The following is a 15,338-nucleotide window of genomic DNA, read 5'->3' as shown; positions in this document are numbered from 1 at the left end:
CCTTTATGTCACGATTGGCATAAAGGTGTCATGTTGAGGAAACCGATGAAGAAGATAGTCTTAGCCGCCACGCTGATTGTGAGTGGTTTACTCGCCGGGTGTAATCCGTTAACCCAGTACACCGTAAGTGAGCAGGAAATTAATCAGGCGCTGCAAAAACGTAACGATTTCTCCCGCGATATTGGCGTGCCGGGCGTGGCGGACGCGCACATTGTGCTGCGTAATCTGAGCAGCGCGATTGGCCGCGAAGAGCCCAATAAAGTCACCCTTACCGGCGATGCGAATCTGGATATGAATTCCCTTTTCGGCAGCCAGAAGGCCACCATTGCGCTGAAGCTGAAAGCGCTGCCGGTTTTCAATAAAGAGAAAGGCGAAATCTACCTGCAGGAGATGGAAGTGGTGGATGCCACCGTCACGCCGCAGAAAATGCAGAGCGTCATTCAGACGCTGATGCCCTATCTTAACCAGTCGCTGCGTAACTACTTTAACCAGCAACCCGCCTATGTGCTGAGGGAAGATAGCAGCCAGGGGGAAGCGCTGGCGAAGAAATTCGCGAAAGGGCTTGAAGTCAAACCCGGCGAAATCGTCATCCCTTTTACTGACTAACCCAGGGGCGCCAGGCGCCCTTTTTTATGCGTCCTGTGCGGAAAAGGGATGCAAACGAAAACGTTTACGCCTATCCTTTGTGCCCGGCATAAAACCAGCCATCACTGACTGATTACCACGCAAGCCGGAGCGCACTCATGACAGCACAACCCCAGGTTTTGAAAATCCGCCGCCCAGACGACTGGCACATTCATCTTCGTGACGGCGATATGCTGAAAACGGTCGTGCCCTACACCAGTGAGCTGTATGGCCGGGCGATCATCATGCCGAACCTGGTGCCGCCCATCACTACCGTTGATGCCGCCATCGCCTATCGCCAGCGCATTCTCGACGCCGTCCCCGCCGGACATGATTTCACGCCATTAATGACCTGCTATCTGACCGATACGCTGGATCCGGACGAAATCGAACGCGGCTTTAACGAAAAGGTGTTTACCGCCGCCAAGCTTTACCCGGCTAACGCCACCACCAACTCCAGCCACGGCGTGACCAGCATTGACGCCATTATGCCGGTGCTGACGCGCATGGAAAAACTGGGCATGCCGCTGCTGGTGCACGGTGAAGTCACGCACGCGGATATTGATATTTTTGATCGGGAAGCGCGCTTTATCGACACCGTGATGGAGCCGCTGCGTCAGCGTCTGCCGGGTCTGAAAGTGGTGTTTGAACACATCACCACCAAAGATGCCGCCGACTATGTGCGCGACGGCAATGAGCTGCTGGCCGCCACCATCACGCCACAGCATTTGATGTTTAACCGCAACCATATGCTGGTGGGCGGCGTGCGCCCGCACCTGTACTGCCTGCCGATCCTAAAGCGTAATATCCACCAGCAGGCGCTGCGTGAACTGGTCGCCAGCGGTTTTACGCGCGCTTTCCTTGGCACCGACTCTGCCCCCCATGCCCGTCATCGTAAAGAAGCAAGCTGTGGCTGTGCGGGCTGCTTTAACGCGCCGACGGCGCTGGCAAGCTATGCCACGGTGTTTGAGGAGATGGGGGCGCTTGCGCACTTCGAAGCCTTCTGCTCGCTGAATGGTCCGCGTTTTTACGGCCTGCCGGTCAATGAGAGTTTTGTGGAGCTGGAGCGTCAGGAGGAGCAGGTGCCGGAAAGCATTGCCCTTACCGACGACACCCTGGTGCCCTTCCTCGCCGGAGAAACCGTGCGCTGGCGCGTGAAGCGTTAAAAATTCGCTGCCCCCTGTTGTAAATGCAGGGTAATGACTGTATAAATAACCAGTAAATTATACAGGGGGCTACTATGCGTATCGAAGTGACTATCGCCAGAACCACCGCCTTACCGCCGGGCGCTATTGATGCGCTGGCTCAGGAACTCTCCCGCCGCGTCTGTGACGACTATCCGCACAGCGAAGGCAAAGTTTCAGTACGTTTCGCCGCCGCCAACAGCCTGACGGTGTTCGGCGCGGCGAAAGAAGATAAAGACCGCGTCAGCGAAATTCTCCAGGAAACCTGGGAAAGCGCCGATGACTGGTTCAGACAGGATTAAACTACAACCTCACTAAGCAGTACCCTCATTGTTCTTCTTGCCGGGTCGCCCCGGCTTTTTTGCATTTTTTTCCGCCATTTCCTTATTGAAATCAGAGGATGGTGAAAAACAGCCCGTATCTCCTGCCCGTTTCTTTCAAAAAAATTTAAATAAAAAGACGGAATTGCCGATAGTTCTAATAATTAACGCATTCACGTTAATTATTGATATACTTAAGCTGCTTCAGAAAAACACGCATTGAACCTCAATAATCGTTGTATTCACGTACGCAAATGGGGGTTGAAATGGTTAAAAATAATGAAGTCATTCAAACTCATCCGCTCGTAGGGTGGGACATCAGCACCGTAGACAGTTACGATGCCATGATGCTGCGTTTGCACTATCAGACCCCAAGCCAGCCCGACCGTGATGACACTGAGGTCGGCCAGACGCTGTGGCTCACCACTGAAGTTGCCCGTCAGTTTATTTCGATTCTGGAAGCAGGGATCGCCAAGATCGAATCCGGTGACTATCAGGCAGATGAGTATCGCAGACACTAGATCGTGAGTATCTTCTGTCCTCCAGGCACCCATTCGGGTGCCTGATTTATTTCTGGCTTGTATATCCCATACAGGTTAATTACTCTCCTGCCTGAAGAATTTGCCAGGAGAGCGTAATGAAATATGACCTGATTATCGTCGGCAGCGGCTCTGTAGGGGCTGCGGCAGGCTACTATGCCACACGCGCCGGGCTGAATGTCCTGATGACCGACGCCTGGCTGCCGCCTCATCAGCACGGCAGCCATCATGGTGACACCCGCCTTATCCGCCACGCCTATGGTGAAGGCGAGAAATATGTTCCGCTGGTGCTGCGCGCCCAGAGCCTGTGGGATGAGCTTGCCGCTGACAGCGGTGAAGCGGTCTTTGAACGCACCGGCGTCATCAACCTGGGTCCTGCGGATTCCGCTTTCCTCGCAAACGTGGCGCAAAGCGCCCGTGAATTTAATCTTGACGTCGAACGCCTCGATGCGGCAGCGCTGATGGCGCGCTGGCCGGAGATCCGCGTCCCTGAAGGGTATATCGGTCTGTTTGAGTCACAGTCCGGCTTTCTGCGCAGCGAACTGGCGGTGAAAACCTGGATCCGCCTCGCCCGTGAAGCGGGCTGCGCCCAGCTGTTTAACTGCCCGGTTACCGCTATCCATCATCATGATGACGGCGTCACCATTGACACCGCCGACGGTCAGTACAGCGGCGCGAAGCTGCTGGTGAGCGCCGGCACCTGGGTCACGCGGCTGCTCCCCTCCCTGCCGGTGCAGCCGGTACGCAAGATTTTCGCCTGGTATCAGGCCGATGGCCGTTACAGCGCCAAAAACAACTTCCCGGCCTTTACCGGCGAGATGCCCTCCGGCGATCAGTTCTACGGTTTTCCGGCTGAGGATGACGCGCTGAAAATCGGCAGGCATAACGGCGGACAGATTATTTCTTCAGAAGAGGAGCGCACGCCCTTTGGCAGCGTGGCTACCGATGGTTCGGAAGCCTTTCCTTTCCTGCGTCAGTTCCTGCCGGGCATTGGCTGCTGTCTGCACGGCGCGGCCTGCACCTATGATAATTCCCCGGACGAGGACTTTATCATCGACACCCTGCCGGGCCATGACAACACGCTGCTGGTCAGCGGACTGAGCGGGCATGGCTTCAAGTTCGCGCCGGTGCTGGGTGAAATTGCCGCCCGTTTTGCCGCCGGGCAGACGCCATCTTTTGATCTGACGCCCTTCGCCCTTAGCCGTTTCGATAAATCCTGATACCGCAGGCCCGCCCGTCGGGCCTGTTTTCATTATCTGAACCCAGGTAACGCGATGCGTCGTATATTTGAATTTTTTATGAATAATATCCGCGAGCATTTTATGCTCTATCTCATTTTCTGGCTGGTGCTGGGCATACTGGATATTATCTATCTCTTTTATATTGATTAATCCCCTGACAAAAATTGACATTTCCTGAAGATCCGCGCTTTTCTGCCCAGTATTTTTGAATGAGGGTTATAACTTATAACCCCCTGTTGTAGCGCCCGCCACCACTCCGGACCGCGATTTATAACGAAATCATTGAATGCCAAAGCCATCAATCCATCAATAAAAATGAATAAGTAAAAATATTGTTTATTTTTGTTATTTATAAGTTGCAATATTATTTTCGCCGCGCCATTTTACTTTCACCTTGTTATTTAAAACGGACATTTATATGCAATGGCGTAATTCTCCCCGCCGTTACGGCGTGCTGTCGATGACACTCCACTGGGTGATGGCGCTGGTGGTGTATGGCATGTTTGCCCTGGGATTATGGATGGTGACGCTCAGCTATTATGACGGCTGGTATCACCAGGCACCTGAACTGCACAAAAGCATCGGCATTCTGCTGATGATGGGGCTGGTGGTGCGTCTGCTGTGGCGCTGGATCTCGCCGCCGCCTGCGGCGCTGAAATCCTGGTCGCGCACCACCCGTCTGGCCGCCGTGGCCGGACATGTCGCCCTCTATGCCCTGCTGTTCGCCATTGTGTTCAGCGGTTACCTGATCTCCACCGCCGACGGAAAACCCATCAGCGTTTTCGGCTGGTTCGAGATCCCCGCCACCTTTGCCGACGCCGGGGTTCAGGCGGATCTGGCAGGTGAAATCCATCTATGGCTGGCCTGGGGCGTGGTGATCTTCTCCGCGCTGCATGCGCTTGCCGCTCTCAAGCACCATTTCATTGATAAAGATGACACCCTCAAGCGCATGCTGGGTAAATCATCCCCTGACTCCGGAGTATGACGATGAAGAAAAGTATTACCGCCCTCGCCCTGAGCGCCCTGCTGTTCACTACCGGCTCTGCCGTGGCAGCAGATTATAAAATTGACAAAGAGGGCCAGCACGCCTTCGTTAACTTCCGTATTCAGCACCTGGGCTACAGCTGGCTGTACGGTACGTTTAAAGATTTTGACGGCACCTTCACCTTCGATGAGAAAAACCCGGCGGCGGATAAAGTGAACGTCACCATCAATACCAAAAGCGTGGACACTAACCATGCCGAGCGTGATAAGCACCTGCGCAGCGCCGAGTTCCTGAACGTGGCGAAATTCCCGCAGGCGACCTTTGCGTCAACCGCAGTGAAGAAAGACGGCGATGCGCTGGATATTACCGGTGATCTGACGCTGAACGGCGTCACCAAACCTGTCACGCTGAAAGCGAAACTGATCGGTCAGGGCGATGATCCCTGGGGCGGCGTACGCGCGGGCTTTGAAGCGGCGGGTAAAATCAAGCTGAAAGATTACAACATCACTACCGATCTCGGTCCGGCGTCTCAGGATGTGGATCTGATTATTTCGGTGGAAGGCGTGCGTAAGAAGTAATGCAGAATGATTGCCGGGTGCGCAGCTGCGTCACCCGGCAACAATTTATTCCGGATCGGGGATCCCAAGCTGGGTATTCAGACGACCACGGGATTTGTTGAAGATTTTATTGCCGTTTTCACGACCAGCCCGACGGCGACGCTGTTCTTCTTCCGGCAGCGCCCGCTCCTCCTGACACAACACACTGCAACAGCCGCTGAACTTCTCGGCACAGGCCGGACACTGAATAAACAGCAGATGACAACCGTCATTCAGACAGTTGGTATGGCTGTCGCACGGCGCGCCGCACTGATGACACTGAGCGATCACATCGTCGGAAATACGCTCGCCCATGCGTTCATCAAAGACAAAGTTTTTACCGATAAAGCGCACCGGCAGTCCCTGCTCGCGGGCGCGACGGGCGTACTCGATAATGCCGCCTTCGATATGCCAGACTTTGTTGAAACCGTTATGCTTCATCCAGGCGCTGGCTTTTTCGCAGCGAATGCCGCCGGTACAGTACATAACAATTTTCTTGTCTTTGTGCTCCTGCATCATCTCAACGGCTTTCGGCAACTGTTCGCGGAACGTGTCCGCCGGAATTTCGAGCGCATCTTCAAAATGCCCCACTTCGTATTCGTAGTGGTTGCGCATATCAATAAATACCGCGTCAGGATCGTCCAGCATGGCGTTTACTTCCGCCGCCTTCAGATAATCCCCAACATTGCTGGCATCAAACGTCTCATCTTCAATGCCATCGGCGACGATACGGTCGCGCACTTTCATGCGCAGCACCCAGAAAGATTTTCCGTCATCATCCAGCGCGACGTTCAGTCGCAGACCATCCAGCGCCGGATCAAAGGCATAGAGGCAGTCACGCAGCGCATCAAACTGACTTTGCGGCACGCTGATTTGCGCATTGATGCCTTCATGTGCTAAATAAATGCGCCCGAAAACATTTAACGCCGTTAATGCCTGATAGAGGGCATCGCGCGTGGCTTTCGGATCGGAGATAGTGAAATACTTATAGAATGAGACCGTGGTGCGCGGCTCGGCTTCCGCCAGCATACGCGCCTTCAGCTCCTCATTCGAAATGCGGTTGTGTAACACTGGCATGGTGTACTTATCCTGCAATAACGAGAGATGGGTGAAAAACGGGCAGCATCATATAGCAAATACTGTTAATTTACATCCATACATTTTGCGCTACATTTCACTCACCAGAAAAAATACCAGGCAACGAGGCTCTGGAAAGAACGATTTCTCCGCCATAAACGTCGGTGAATTTATCTTAGTGCGAAGGCATTAACGCACGGCTTGTCGAATCACAGGAATGACATGACACATCTACCCAAATTTTCCACCGCCTTACTTCATCCGCGCTACTGGTTAACCTGGTTTGGTATTGGTTTGCTGTGGCTGCTGGTTCAGCTCCCTTACCCGGTGATTTATCGGATGGGTACAGGTCTTGGCCATCTGGCGATGCGCCTGATGAAGCGTCGTGTGCATGTCGCTACCCGTAACCTGGAGCTTTGCTTCCCGGAAATGAGTCAGGCGGCGCGCCACGACATGGTGGTGAAGAATTTTGAGTCGGTGGGCATGGGCCTGTTTGAAACCGGCATGGCCTGGTTCTGGTCGGACAAACGTATCGCCCGCTGGGCGGACATCATCAACTTTGAGCCGGTCTATGAACTGCAACGTCAGAAACGCGGCATTCTGCTGATCGGGGTGCATTTTCTGACCCTCGAACTGGGCGCACGTATGTTTGGTATGCAGACGCCGGGGATCGGGGTTTATCGCCCGAATGACAACCCGGTAATCGACCTGCTGCAAACCTGGGGACGCCTGCGCTCCAATAAAACCATGCTCGACCGCAAGGATTTGAAAGGCATGGTGCGGGCGCTGAAAAACGGCGAAGTGGTGTGGTACGCGCCGGATCACGACTATGGCCCGCGCGCCAGCGTGTTCGTGCCCTTTTTCGCCGTAGACCAGGCCGCGACCACTTCCGGCACCTGGATGCTGGCGAGAATGTCCCAGGCGAGCATCGTTCCCTTTGTGCCGCGCCGTAAACCCGGCGGTAAGGGCTACGAACTGGTGATGCTGGATCCGCAAAACGATCCGCCGCTGGATGACGCCGAAACCACCGCCGCCTGGATGAACGGCGTGATCGAAAAATGCATCATGATGGCCCCGGAGCAGTACATGTGGCTGCATCGTCGCTTCAAGACCCGTCCGGAAGGCGTTCCTTCCCGTTATTAGCATTCATCTGTAAGCCGGGGAAGCGGCAGCGCCACCCGGCAACTTCTCTCCCCCCCCCCGCTTTAAGCTTTAAGCGCTCTCCGGTTTGCGGCCCCTTCTCCCCAGGCGTATGATTAGCAGGCTTACTATTTAAACCTGTTAACGCCTGCAACCGGACGGTTATGTCACCCTCAGCGACGCCCCTTAACTGGAAACGGAATCTTGCCATTGCCTGGATCGGCTGCTTTCTCACCGGCGCGGCCTTCAGCCTTGTGATGCCTTTTCTGCCGCTCTACATAGAGCAGCTGGGCGTCAGCGGCCACAGCGCGCTCAATATGTGGTCCGGTCTGGTGTTCAGCATCACCTTTCTTTTCTCAGCTGTCGCTTCCCCGCTGTGGGGCGGTCTGGCGGATCGTAAAGGCCGCAAACTGATGCTGCTGCGCTCGGCCCTCGGCATGGCGGTGGTAATGATGCTGATGGGGCTGGCGCAGAATATCTGGCAACTGCTGGCGCTACGCGCCTGTCTCGGTCTGCTGGGCGGATTTATCCCTAACGCCAATGCGCTGATCGCCACGCAAATGCCGCGCAATAAAAGCGGCTGGGCGCTGGGCACACTATCAACCGGTGGCGTCAGCGGGGCGCTGTTAGGCCCGCTGGCGGGCGGACTGCTGGCGGATAGCTACGGTTTGCGCCCGGTGTTTTTCATCACCGCCGCCGTGCTGTTCATCTGCTTTTTACTGACGCTGTTTTGCATCCGCGAAAACTTCACGCCGGTGGCGAAGAAAGAGATGCTGCACGCGCGTGAAGTCATTGGTTCGCTGAAAAGCCCCAGACTGGTGCTGAGCCTGTTTGTCACCACCATGATTATCCAGGTTGCCACCGGCTCCATTGCGCCCATCCTGACGCTGTACGTGCGCGATCTGGCGGGGGACGTCAGCAACATCGCCTTTATCAGCGGCATGATCGCCTCGGTGCCCGGCGTCGCGGCTCTGCTCAGCGCCCCCCGGCTGGGTAAACTGGGAGATCGCATCGGGCCGGAAAAAATCCTTATCGCCGCGCTGATGGTGTCGATTTTGCTGCTGATCCCGATGTCCTTTGTGCAGACGCCGGTTCAGCTGGGCATATTACGTTTTCTGCTTGGCGCGGCGGACGGTGCGCTGCTGCCAGCCGTACAGACGCTGCTGGTCTATAACTCAACCAATCAGATTGCCGGGCGCATCTTCAGCTATAACCAGTCGTTCCGCGATATCGGTAACGTCACCGGCCCGCTGCTTGGCGCGGCGGTCTCGGCCAGCTATGGCTTCCGCACGGTATTTCTGGTCACCGCCTCGGTGGTGATGTTCAACGTGATCTACTCCTGGCTGAGCCTGCGGCGGCGTCGTCGGGAAGCTACGGCGATGTGATGATGCTTAATTTTGCCTGATCGCCCTTGCACTTTCCGATCTTCAACTATTCTTTCCCTGAACATCACATCCAATTACAGGGAGAAGACAATGACTATGTATGCCACGCTGGAAGAAGCCATTGATGCTGCACGTGAGGAGTTTCTGGCGGCGAATCCGGAACTGGATGAAGAAAACGCCAACATACAGCAGTTTAACATCCAGAAGTATGTGCTTCAGGATGGTGAGATCATGTGGCAGGCAGAGTTTTTAGCTGAAGAGAGCGATGACGGTGAATGTCTGCCGATGCTTACCGGTGAAGCCGCGCAGAGCGTGTTTGACCGTGATTTCGATGAGATCGAGATCCGTCAGGAGTGGCTGGAAGAAAACACCCTGCATGAGTGGGACGAAGGCGAATATCAGCTTGAGCCGCCGCTGGACACCGAGGAAGGCCGCGCGGCAGCCGACGAGTGGGATCAGCGCTGATTATTCATAAGGGCCGTGATGCGCATCCAGCGGCAGCAACAGCGTGTCGAATACCAGCGAGAACGGTAGATCGAGCACCGTAAGGTACCGCCAGCCTGAATCGCGAACGTCCCATTGCACGCCGGGGTAGTACTGGTTACCGTGACCCTGCCCCGGCAGGGTACGACTGATAATGCTGCCGCAACCGCTCAGCAACAGCGCCATAATGGCGACAGCGAAAATTTTCACGCCTCCCTCCTTATTCATTCAGACAAAAAAATACCGGCCTGCGGGCCGGTATTTTCCTTAATGTGCGGCTTACTTACCGTTGAGCGCCTGCGGGTTCAACCGCAGCGCCTCGTAATGGCTGATCCACGACGAGTAACGCTCCGGGGCTGCCCACACGCGGTAATGCATACGTGACAGGGTGACCGGGTCGCTCAGCAACACCAGCCGACGATCGCGCGTCAGTTTATCCGGCGTTTCGTTCAGCGCCTGCTCAACATGACGATCGCGGGCGATTTCCAGCACCTGGCTTGCACGGTGACGGGCAGTGGCCATGGCGGTGGCAAGAGCGTTAAATGACGGGTTAAACACCGCGTGCATAAAGCCGTCGTCCAGCGCGCGGGCGCGGTTGATGGTCAGATATTTGTCGGTATCCACCAGCACCTGCGGCGGGGAATACTCTTCCGGGATAAGGAACAGTTTCCAGCGCTTGGTACGCAGACCGACAGTGGCACGGCTCGAGATCACCGACACGAACGGCGACAGGATCAGCGAGAAAACGATAGGCGCCAGCCAGAACAGGAAGCGCAGATCCAGCCACGCCATACCGGCGGCCCATACCAGGCCCAGCAGCAGCTGCGAGCCATGACGCATAAAGGCTTCACCCCATGGGGTGGAGTCGTCGTCGCGCTGTGGCGAGTTCCACACCACTTCCCAGCCGAGGAAGGCGCTGACCACAAACACCGTGTGGAACAGCATACGCACCGGCGCGAGCAGCACGGAGAACAGCACTTCCAGCAGCAGCGACAGGGTCACGCGCAGGAAACCGCCGTACTCTTTCGGCCCTTTACACCACACCAGAATGATACTTAGCAGCTTCGGCAGGAACAGCAGCACCATGGTGGACGCAAAGAGCGCGATCGCCAGCTCCGGACGCCACTGCGGCCACACCGGGAACAGCTGACGCGGTTGCAGGAAGTATTGCGGTTCGGTCAGCGCATGCACCACCTGTAAAGCGGTTGAGAGCGCAAGGAACATAAACCACAGCGGTGCCGACAGATAGGACATCACGCCGGTCAGGAACACCGCGCGGTGTACCGGATGCATCCCTTTCACCAGGAACAGACGGAAGTTCATCAGGTTGCCGTGGCACCAGCGACGGTCACGCTTGAGTTCATCCAGCAGGTTCGGCGGCAGCTCTTCATAAGAGCCTGGCAGATCGTAGGCTATCCACACCCCCCAGCCCGCACGGCGCATCAGCGCGGCTTCCACAAAGTCGTGAGAAAGAATAGAACCTGCAAAGGAGCCTTCACCCGGCAGCGGCGCCAGCGCACAGTGCTCAATGAACGGCTTCACGCGGATAATGGCGTTGTGCCCCCAGTAGTGGGATTCACCCAGTTGCCAGAAGTGCAGCCCGGCGGTAAACAGTGGACCGTACACGCGGGTGGCGAACTGCTGGCAGCGCGCATAGAGCGTATCCATGCCCGACGCTTTTGGCGAAGACTGGATAATACCGGCGTTAGGATTGGCTTCCATCAGACGCACCAGACCGCTCAGACAGTCACCGGTCATCACGGAGTCGGCGTCCAGCACCACCATATAGCTGTACTGATTACCCCAGCGACGGCAGAAGTCATCGATGTTACCGCTTTTACGTTTCACGCGGCGGCGACGGCGACGATAGAAGATCTGCCCTTCGCCCTGCACTTCCGCGATCAGCTCCATCCAGGCTTTCTGCTCGGCGACGCAAATATCCGGGTTGTAGCTGTCACTCAGGATATAGACGTCAAAATGCGCGGCATTGCCGGTGGCTTTAACCGATTCCCAGGTCGCGCGCAGGCCCGCGTATACGCGATCCACGTCCTCGTTACAGATCGGCATGATCAGCGCGGTACGGTGTTCCGGATTAAGGGGTTCATCCCCGACCGTCGAGTGCGAAATGCTGTATTTATCTTTACCGATGAGCAGCTGTAAGAAGCCCATCAGCGCGGTCCAGAAACCAGCCGATACCCAGCAGAACAGCACGGCAAACAGGATCAGAATGCCGGTTTGCAGTACGTAAGGCAGCAGCTGCATGGCTGACACCAGCAGATCCTGGCCTACCATATCGGTCGGGTTGATCAGCGCCCAGCCCTGATAAGGCAGAATGGTTTTCATGTACCAGGTGGCGACCACCGTCTGGGAGATCGTCAGCAGCAGTAAAATGTAGCGACGGATCGTGCCCATCATTCGCCACTGCTTTTCGCTCTCCTGCTGCTCTTTGGTCAGACGGGAGAGGTAGCGCGGCGGCACATCGCGGCCACGCAGACGATCCCAGAAACGACCAATCGGGTTAGTACGCCACTGTTCAGGGAACATGGAAGAACGCGTGGCTTTCGGCATCGCCTCAAGCTGGGTACGTCCTTCATCGTCTTTGATCAGTTGACCTTCGCCGAGGGACTCGGGCCAGACCTGTTGCAGACGCGTCTGCACCGAGCCGAGCGGGGTGTCATCGTCCCGCTCGAAATGACGGTGCTCAGCATCCAGCGCTTCGTGCACGGCGCGCAGGTCCGTGGTCGGCAGCGCCGCTTTCTCAATATCAGAAAGCGGCAGCGCGTCGATATACTCAGTAGTCTTATTCATTGGCAGGTAGCTGATAGCTCCAGGTTTCACTCAGCGGCTGCTCGCCATTCACCAGCGCAGCACGCATATCGGTCGTCGCTTTAGGATCTTTCACCTTCACGCGCAGGGTTAAACGCCAGCCATGCGTGACCGGGTTATAGCGCACGGCTTGTTCAACGATTTCGCCGTTATCGCCAATGCTGGCCTGCGCCGTCACCGGCGTGTCCTGCGGCAGTTTTTTCATATCCTGGCCGACGAAGTCCACCACGAAAGCGATGGTGCCATCCGGCTGACGAATAAGGTTAGATTGCTTCACGTCACCGGTGGAACGACGGGTTTGCAGCGCCCAGGCGTTATCCGGCGCATGCAGTTTGTCTTCGTCGCGGCTAAAGGTGATGCTGTACCTGAAGTTCATCTCTTTACCCGGCTCCGGAAGCTGATCCGGTGTCCAGTAAGCGACGATGTTATCGTTGGTTTCATCGTTGGTCGGGATTTCAACCAGCTCGATTTTGCCTTTGCCCCAGTCGCCCTGCGGAGTGACCCAGGCGCTTGGACGCAGATCGTAGCGGTCATCCAGATCCTCGAAGCGGGAGAACTGGCGGCCACGCTGCAACAGGCCAAAGCCCTGCGGGTTTTCCATGGCGTAGCTGCTGACGGCCAGATGTTTCGGGTTGTTCAGCGGACGCCAGATCCATTCGCCGTTGCCGGCATGAATCGACAGACCGTTAGAGTCGTGCAGCTCCGGACGGAAGTTGGTGGTCGGCGACGGTTGACCCGGCCCAAACAGGAACATACTGGTCAGCGGGGCAACGCCCAGTTTACCCACTTTGTCGCGCAGATAGACCTTTGACTGCACGTCAACCACGGTATCGCGACCCGGAATGATCACAAAGCGGTAGGCGCCCGCCGCACGTGGGGAGTCCAGCAGCGCATAAATGGTCAGGCGTTTGTCGGTCGGTTTTGGACGCTCGATCCAGAACTCGCGAAAACGCGGGAACTCTTCGCCAGACGGCAGCGCGGTATCGATAGCCAGACCGCGGGCCGAGAGGCCATAAGTCTGACCCGCGCCAATAACGCGGAAATAGCTCGCGCCCAGCATACTGACGATTTCGTCGTTTTTGTCTTTGCTGTTGATAGGATACAGCACTTTAAATCCGGCAAATCCCAGATCCTTGACGGTGTCCTTGTCATGCTGGACGTTGCCGAAATTGAAGTAATCCGGGCTGTATTTAATTTTACGCACGGCGGTCGAGGTCACTTCATTGACGGTGACAGGCGTGTCGAAGTACATACCCTGATGATAGAATTCGAGCTTGAATGGGGTTTTAACGTTATTCCAGTAAGCTTTCTCGTGATTGAACTGGATCTGCTGATAGTCCGCGTATTTCATATCGCGGAAAACAGAAGGCAGGTTGCTTTTAGGGGCTTCATAGCCTTTACCGGCTAATGACTGTGCCTGTTTTGCTACATCATCGAGGGTAAAAGCCCAGCCCGATGAGGAGTACAGGGATAACAGTACCGCTGCGCCTAACCAACGCATTTTCATCACTTGTTGTTTATGTTTCATATAACTAAGCACTTCCCCCTTTGTGTGCTTAAATCGATCCATCCATTTTAATGGAAGTTCTGGCATTCCGACAACTTAATCCCGGCTTTGTTCGCGCGCTGGCTCAGTGTGTAAGCAAATGAAAGTCCACCATTATCAATTACGCGTTTATCCTGGAGACAGATTGTCTGACTTAGTGTAGGGTTGCCACCGAATGTACCCTTTATTTAGCCTATGGAATAAGGCGAAAAGTCTGATACTGCATGGAGTTATATGAGCAAAATCCCTGCACAGCGTGAGTATTTTCTGGATTCCATCCGCGCGTGGTTGATGTTACTGGGAATCCCCTTTCATATCTCACTTATTTACTCCAGCCATGTCTGGCACGTTAACAGCGCCAGCCCGTCCTGGGGCCTGACCCTGTTTAATGATTTTATTCATTCGTTCCGCATGCAGGTCTTTTTTGTCATCTCCGGCTATTTCTCCTACATGCTGTTTCTGCGTTACCCGGTAAAACGCTGGTGGAAAGTGCGCGTCGAACGTGTCGGCATTCCGATGTTAACCGCCATTCCGTTGCTCACCCTGCCGCAGTTTATGATGCTGCAACATGTCAAAGGTAAAACGGAAAGCTGGCATACGCTGTCGGCCTATGACAAATACAACACCCTGATCTGGGAACTGGTTTCTCACCTGTGGTTCCTGCTGGTGCTGGTGGTGCTGACCACCCTTGGCGTCTGGCTGTTTGGCGTGATCCAGCGCCGTCTCAAACCCGGTAAATTTTTCACTGACATCGGCATGGGTAAACTCACGTTGCTGTTTTTGCTGCTCGGCGTGCTCTATGCCGCGCTGCGCCGCACGCTGTTGATCGCCTGGTCGCCGATCCTCAGCGATGGCCTGTTTAATTTCACCGTCATGCAGACGCTGTTTTACGTGCCGTTCTTTCTGCTGGGCGCGCTGACCTTTATAAGTCCACGACTCAAAGATCTGTTTACCACCCCCTCCCCTGCCTGTCTGCTGGGCTCGACGCTGGCGTTTTGCGCCTACCTGCTCAATCAGCGGTATGGCAGCGGCGATGCCTGGATGTATGAAACGGAAAGCGTGATTACGATGGTGATGGGCCTGTGGATGGTTAACGTGGTGTTTTCGCTGGGACATCGTCTGCTGAATTTCCAGTCCTCCCGCGTCACCTATTTCGTGAATGCGTCGCTGTTTATTTATCTGGTGCACCATCCGTTAACGCTGTTTTATGGCGCCTGGATCACCCCGCACATTCACTCCAATCTGCTGGGCTTTTTGACGGGACTGGTGTTTGTGGTGGGCGGCGCGCTGATCCTCTATGAAGTGCATCTGCGCATTCCGCTGTTGCGTTTCCTGTTCTCCGGTAAGCCGCAACAGCAGCCGGTAAAAAGCCAGGCCTGATAACCTATGTGG

General features: G+C 55.5%; 16 protein-coding genes. 12 read left to right on the top strand and 4 right to left on the bottom strand.

What is annotated here, in order from left to right:
- The first annotated feature begins 45 nt into the window (after positions 1-45).
- From BMF08_RS13820 to BMF08_RS13780, 8 genes are all read left to right on the top strand, one after another.
- The gene (locus tag BMF08_RS13820; protein WP_072568131.1) at positions 46-606 is read left to right on the top strand and encodes a lipoprotein; all 561 of its coding nucleotides are present in this window, start codon (positions 46-48) and stop codon (positions 604-606) included.
- 137 nt (positions 607-743) lie between these two features.
- A complete protein-coding gene (pyrC, locus tag BMF08_RS13815; protein ID WP_072568130.1) occupies positions 744-1,790 on the top strand; it encodes a dihydroorotase in 1,047 nt (348 codons plus the stop codon).
- A 74-nt stretch (positions 1,791-1,864) separates the two neighbouring features.
- The gene (gene dinI, locus BMF08_RS13810; RefSeq protein WP_072568129.1) at positions 1,865-2,110 is read left to right on the top strand and encodes a DNA damage-inducible protein I; all 246 of its coding nucleotides are present in this window, start codon (positions 1,865-1,867) and stop codon (positions 2,108-2,110) included.
- Between the two features lie 284 nt (positions 2,111-2,394).
- Positions 2,395-2,649, top strand: a complete 255-nt coding sequence (gene bssS, locus BMF08_RS13800; RefSeq protein ID WP_072568127.1) for a biofilm formation regulator BssS — start codon at positions 2,395-2,397, stop codon at positions 2,647-2,649.
- 116 nt (positions 2,650-2,765) lie between these two features.
- Positions 2,766-3,887, top strand: a complete 1,122-nt coding sequence (gene solA / locus BMF08_RS13795; protein ID WP_072568126.1) for an N-methyl-L-tryptophan oxidase — start codon at positions 2,766-2,768, stop codon at positions 3,885-3,887.
- Between the two features lie 54 nt (positions 3,888-3,941).
- Positions 3,942-4,058, top strand: a complete 117-nt coding sequence (locus BMF08_RS13790; RefSeq protein WP_072568125.1) for a YceO family protein — start codon at positions 3,942-3,944, stop codon at positions 4,056-4,058.
- Between the two features lie 268 nt (positions 4,059-4,326).
- Positions 4,327-4,893: a cytochrome b gene (locus tag BMF08_RS13785; protein ID WP_072568124.1), complete on the top strand. Its 567-nt coding sequence runs from the start codon at positions 4,327-4,329 to the stop codon at positions 4,891-4,893.
- Positions 4,894-4,895: 2 nt separating this feature from the next.
- A complete protein-coding gene (locus BMF08_RS13780; protein ID WP_072568123.1) occupies positions 4,896-5,471 on the top strand; it encodes a YceI family protein in 576 nt (191 codons plus the stop codon).
- 45 nt (positions 5,472-5,516) lie between these two features.
- Here BMF08_RS13780 and trhO read toward each other — a convergent pair whose 3' ends face one another.
- On the bottom strand, positions 5,517-6,566 hold the full coding sequence (gene trhO / locus BMF08_RS13775) for an oxygen-dependent tRNA uridine(34) hydroxylase TrhO (protein ID WP_072568122.1): 1,050 nt from the start codon (positions 6,564-6,566) through the stop codon (positions 5,517-5,519).
- 222 nt (positions 6,567-6,788) lie between these two features.
- Between trhO and BMF08_RS13770 the strand changes: the two genes are divergently transcribed.
- From BMF08_RS13770 to BMF08_RS13760, 3 genes are all read left to right on the top strand, one after another.
- The gene (locus tag BMF08_RS13770) at positions 6,789-7,709 is read left to right on the top strand and encodes a Kdo(2)-lipid IV(A) acyltransferase (protein WP_072568121.1); all 921 of its coding nucleotides are present in this window, start codon (positions 6,789-6,791) and stop codon (positions 7,707-7,709) included.
- Between the two features lie 161 nt (positions 7,710-7,870).
- Entirely contained in the window at positions 7,871-9,091 is a 1,221-nt protein-coding gene (gene mdtG / locus BMF08_RS13765; protein WP_072568120.1) for a multidrug efflux MFS transporter MdtG, read from the top strand.
- 90 nt (positions 9,092-9,181) lie between these two features.
- Entirely contained in the window at positions 9,182-9,556 is a 375-nt protein-coding gene (locus BMF08_RS13760; RefSeq protein WP_072568119.1) for a MysB family protein, read from the top strand.
- On the opposite strand, the gene BMF08_RS13755 is transcribed toward BMF08_RS13760, so the two are convergent.
- Genes BMF08_RS13755 through mdoG form a run of 3 tightly spaced genes read right to left on the bottom strand, consistent with a single transcriptional unit; the run spans position 9,557 to position 13,910 of the window.
- Entirely contained in the window at positions 9,557-9,802 is a 246-nt protein-coding gene (locus BMF08_RS13755) for a YceK/YidQ family lipoprotein (protein WP_412176332.1), read from the bottom strand.
- Positions 9,803-9,853: 51 nt separating this feature from the next.
- Positions 9,854-12,382: a glucans biosynthesis glucosyltransferase MdoH gene (mdoH, locus tag BMF08_RS13750; RefSeq protein WP_072568117.1), complete on the bottom strand. Its 2,529-nt coding sequence runs from the start codon at positions 12,380-12,382 to the stop codon at positions 9,854-9,856.
- Complete coding sequence (mdoG, locus tag BMF08_RS13745; protein WP_158684913.1) at positions 12,375-13,910, bottom strand: glucans biosynthesis protein MdoG; 1,536 nt, start codon at positions 13,908-13,910, stop codon at positions 12,375-12,377. Before mdoG ends, mdoH begins: the two co-directional genes overlap by 8 nt.
- 270 nt (positions 13,911-14,180) lie before the next feature.
- On the opposite strand from mdoG, the gene mdoC reads away from it, so the two are divergent.
- Positions 14,181-15,326, top strand: coding sequence for a glucans biosynthesis protein MdoC (gene mdoC / locus BMF08_RS13740; RefSeq protein ID WP_072568115.1), 1,146 nt, complete (start codon positions 14,181-14,183; stop codon positions 15,324-15,326).
- The last annotated feature ends 12 nt before the right edge of the window (positions 15,327-15,338 follow it).

It is taken from the genome of Enterobacter sp. SA187 (genome assembly GCF_001888805.2).
Taxonomy (GTDB): Bacteria; Pseudomonadota; Gammaproteobacteria; order Enterobacterales; family Enterobacteriaceae; genus Enterobacter_D.
This window is presented reverse-complemented; position numbering and strand designations above follow the sequence as displayed.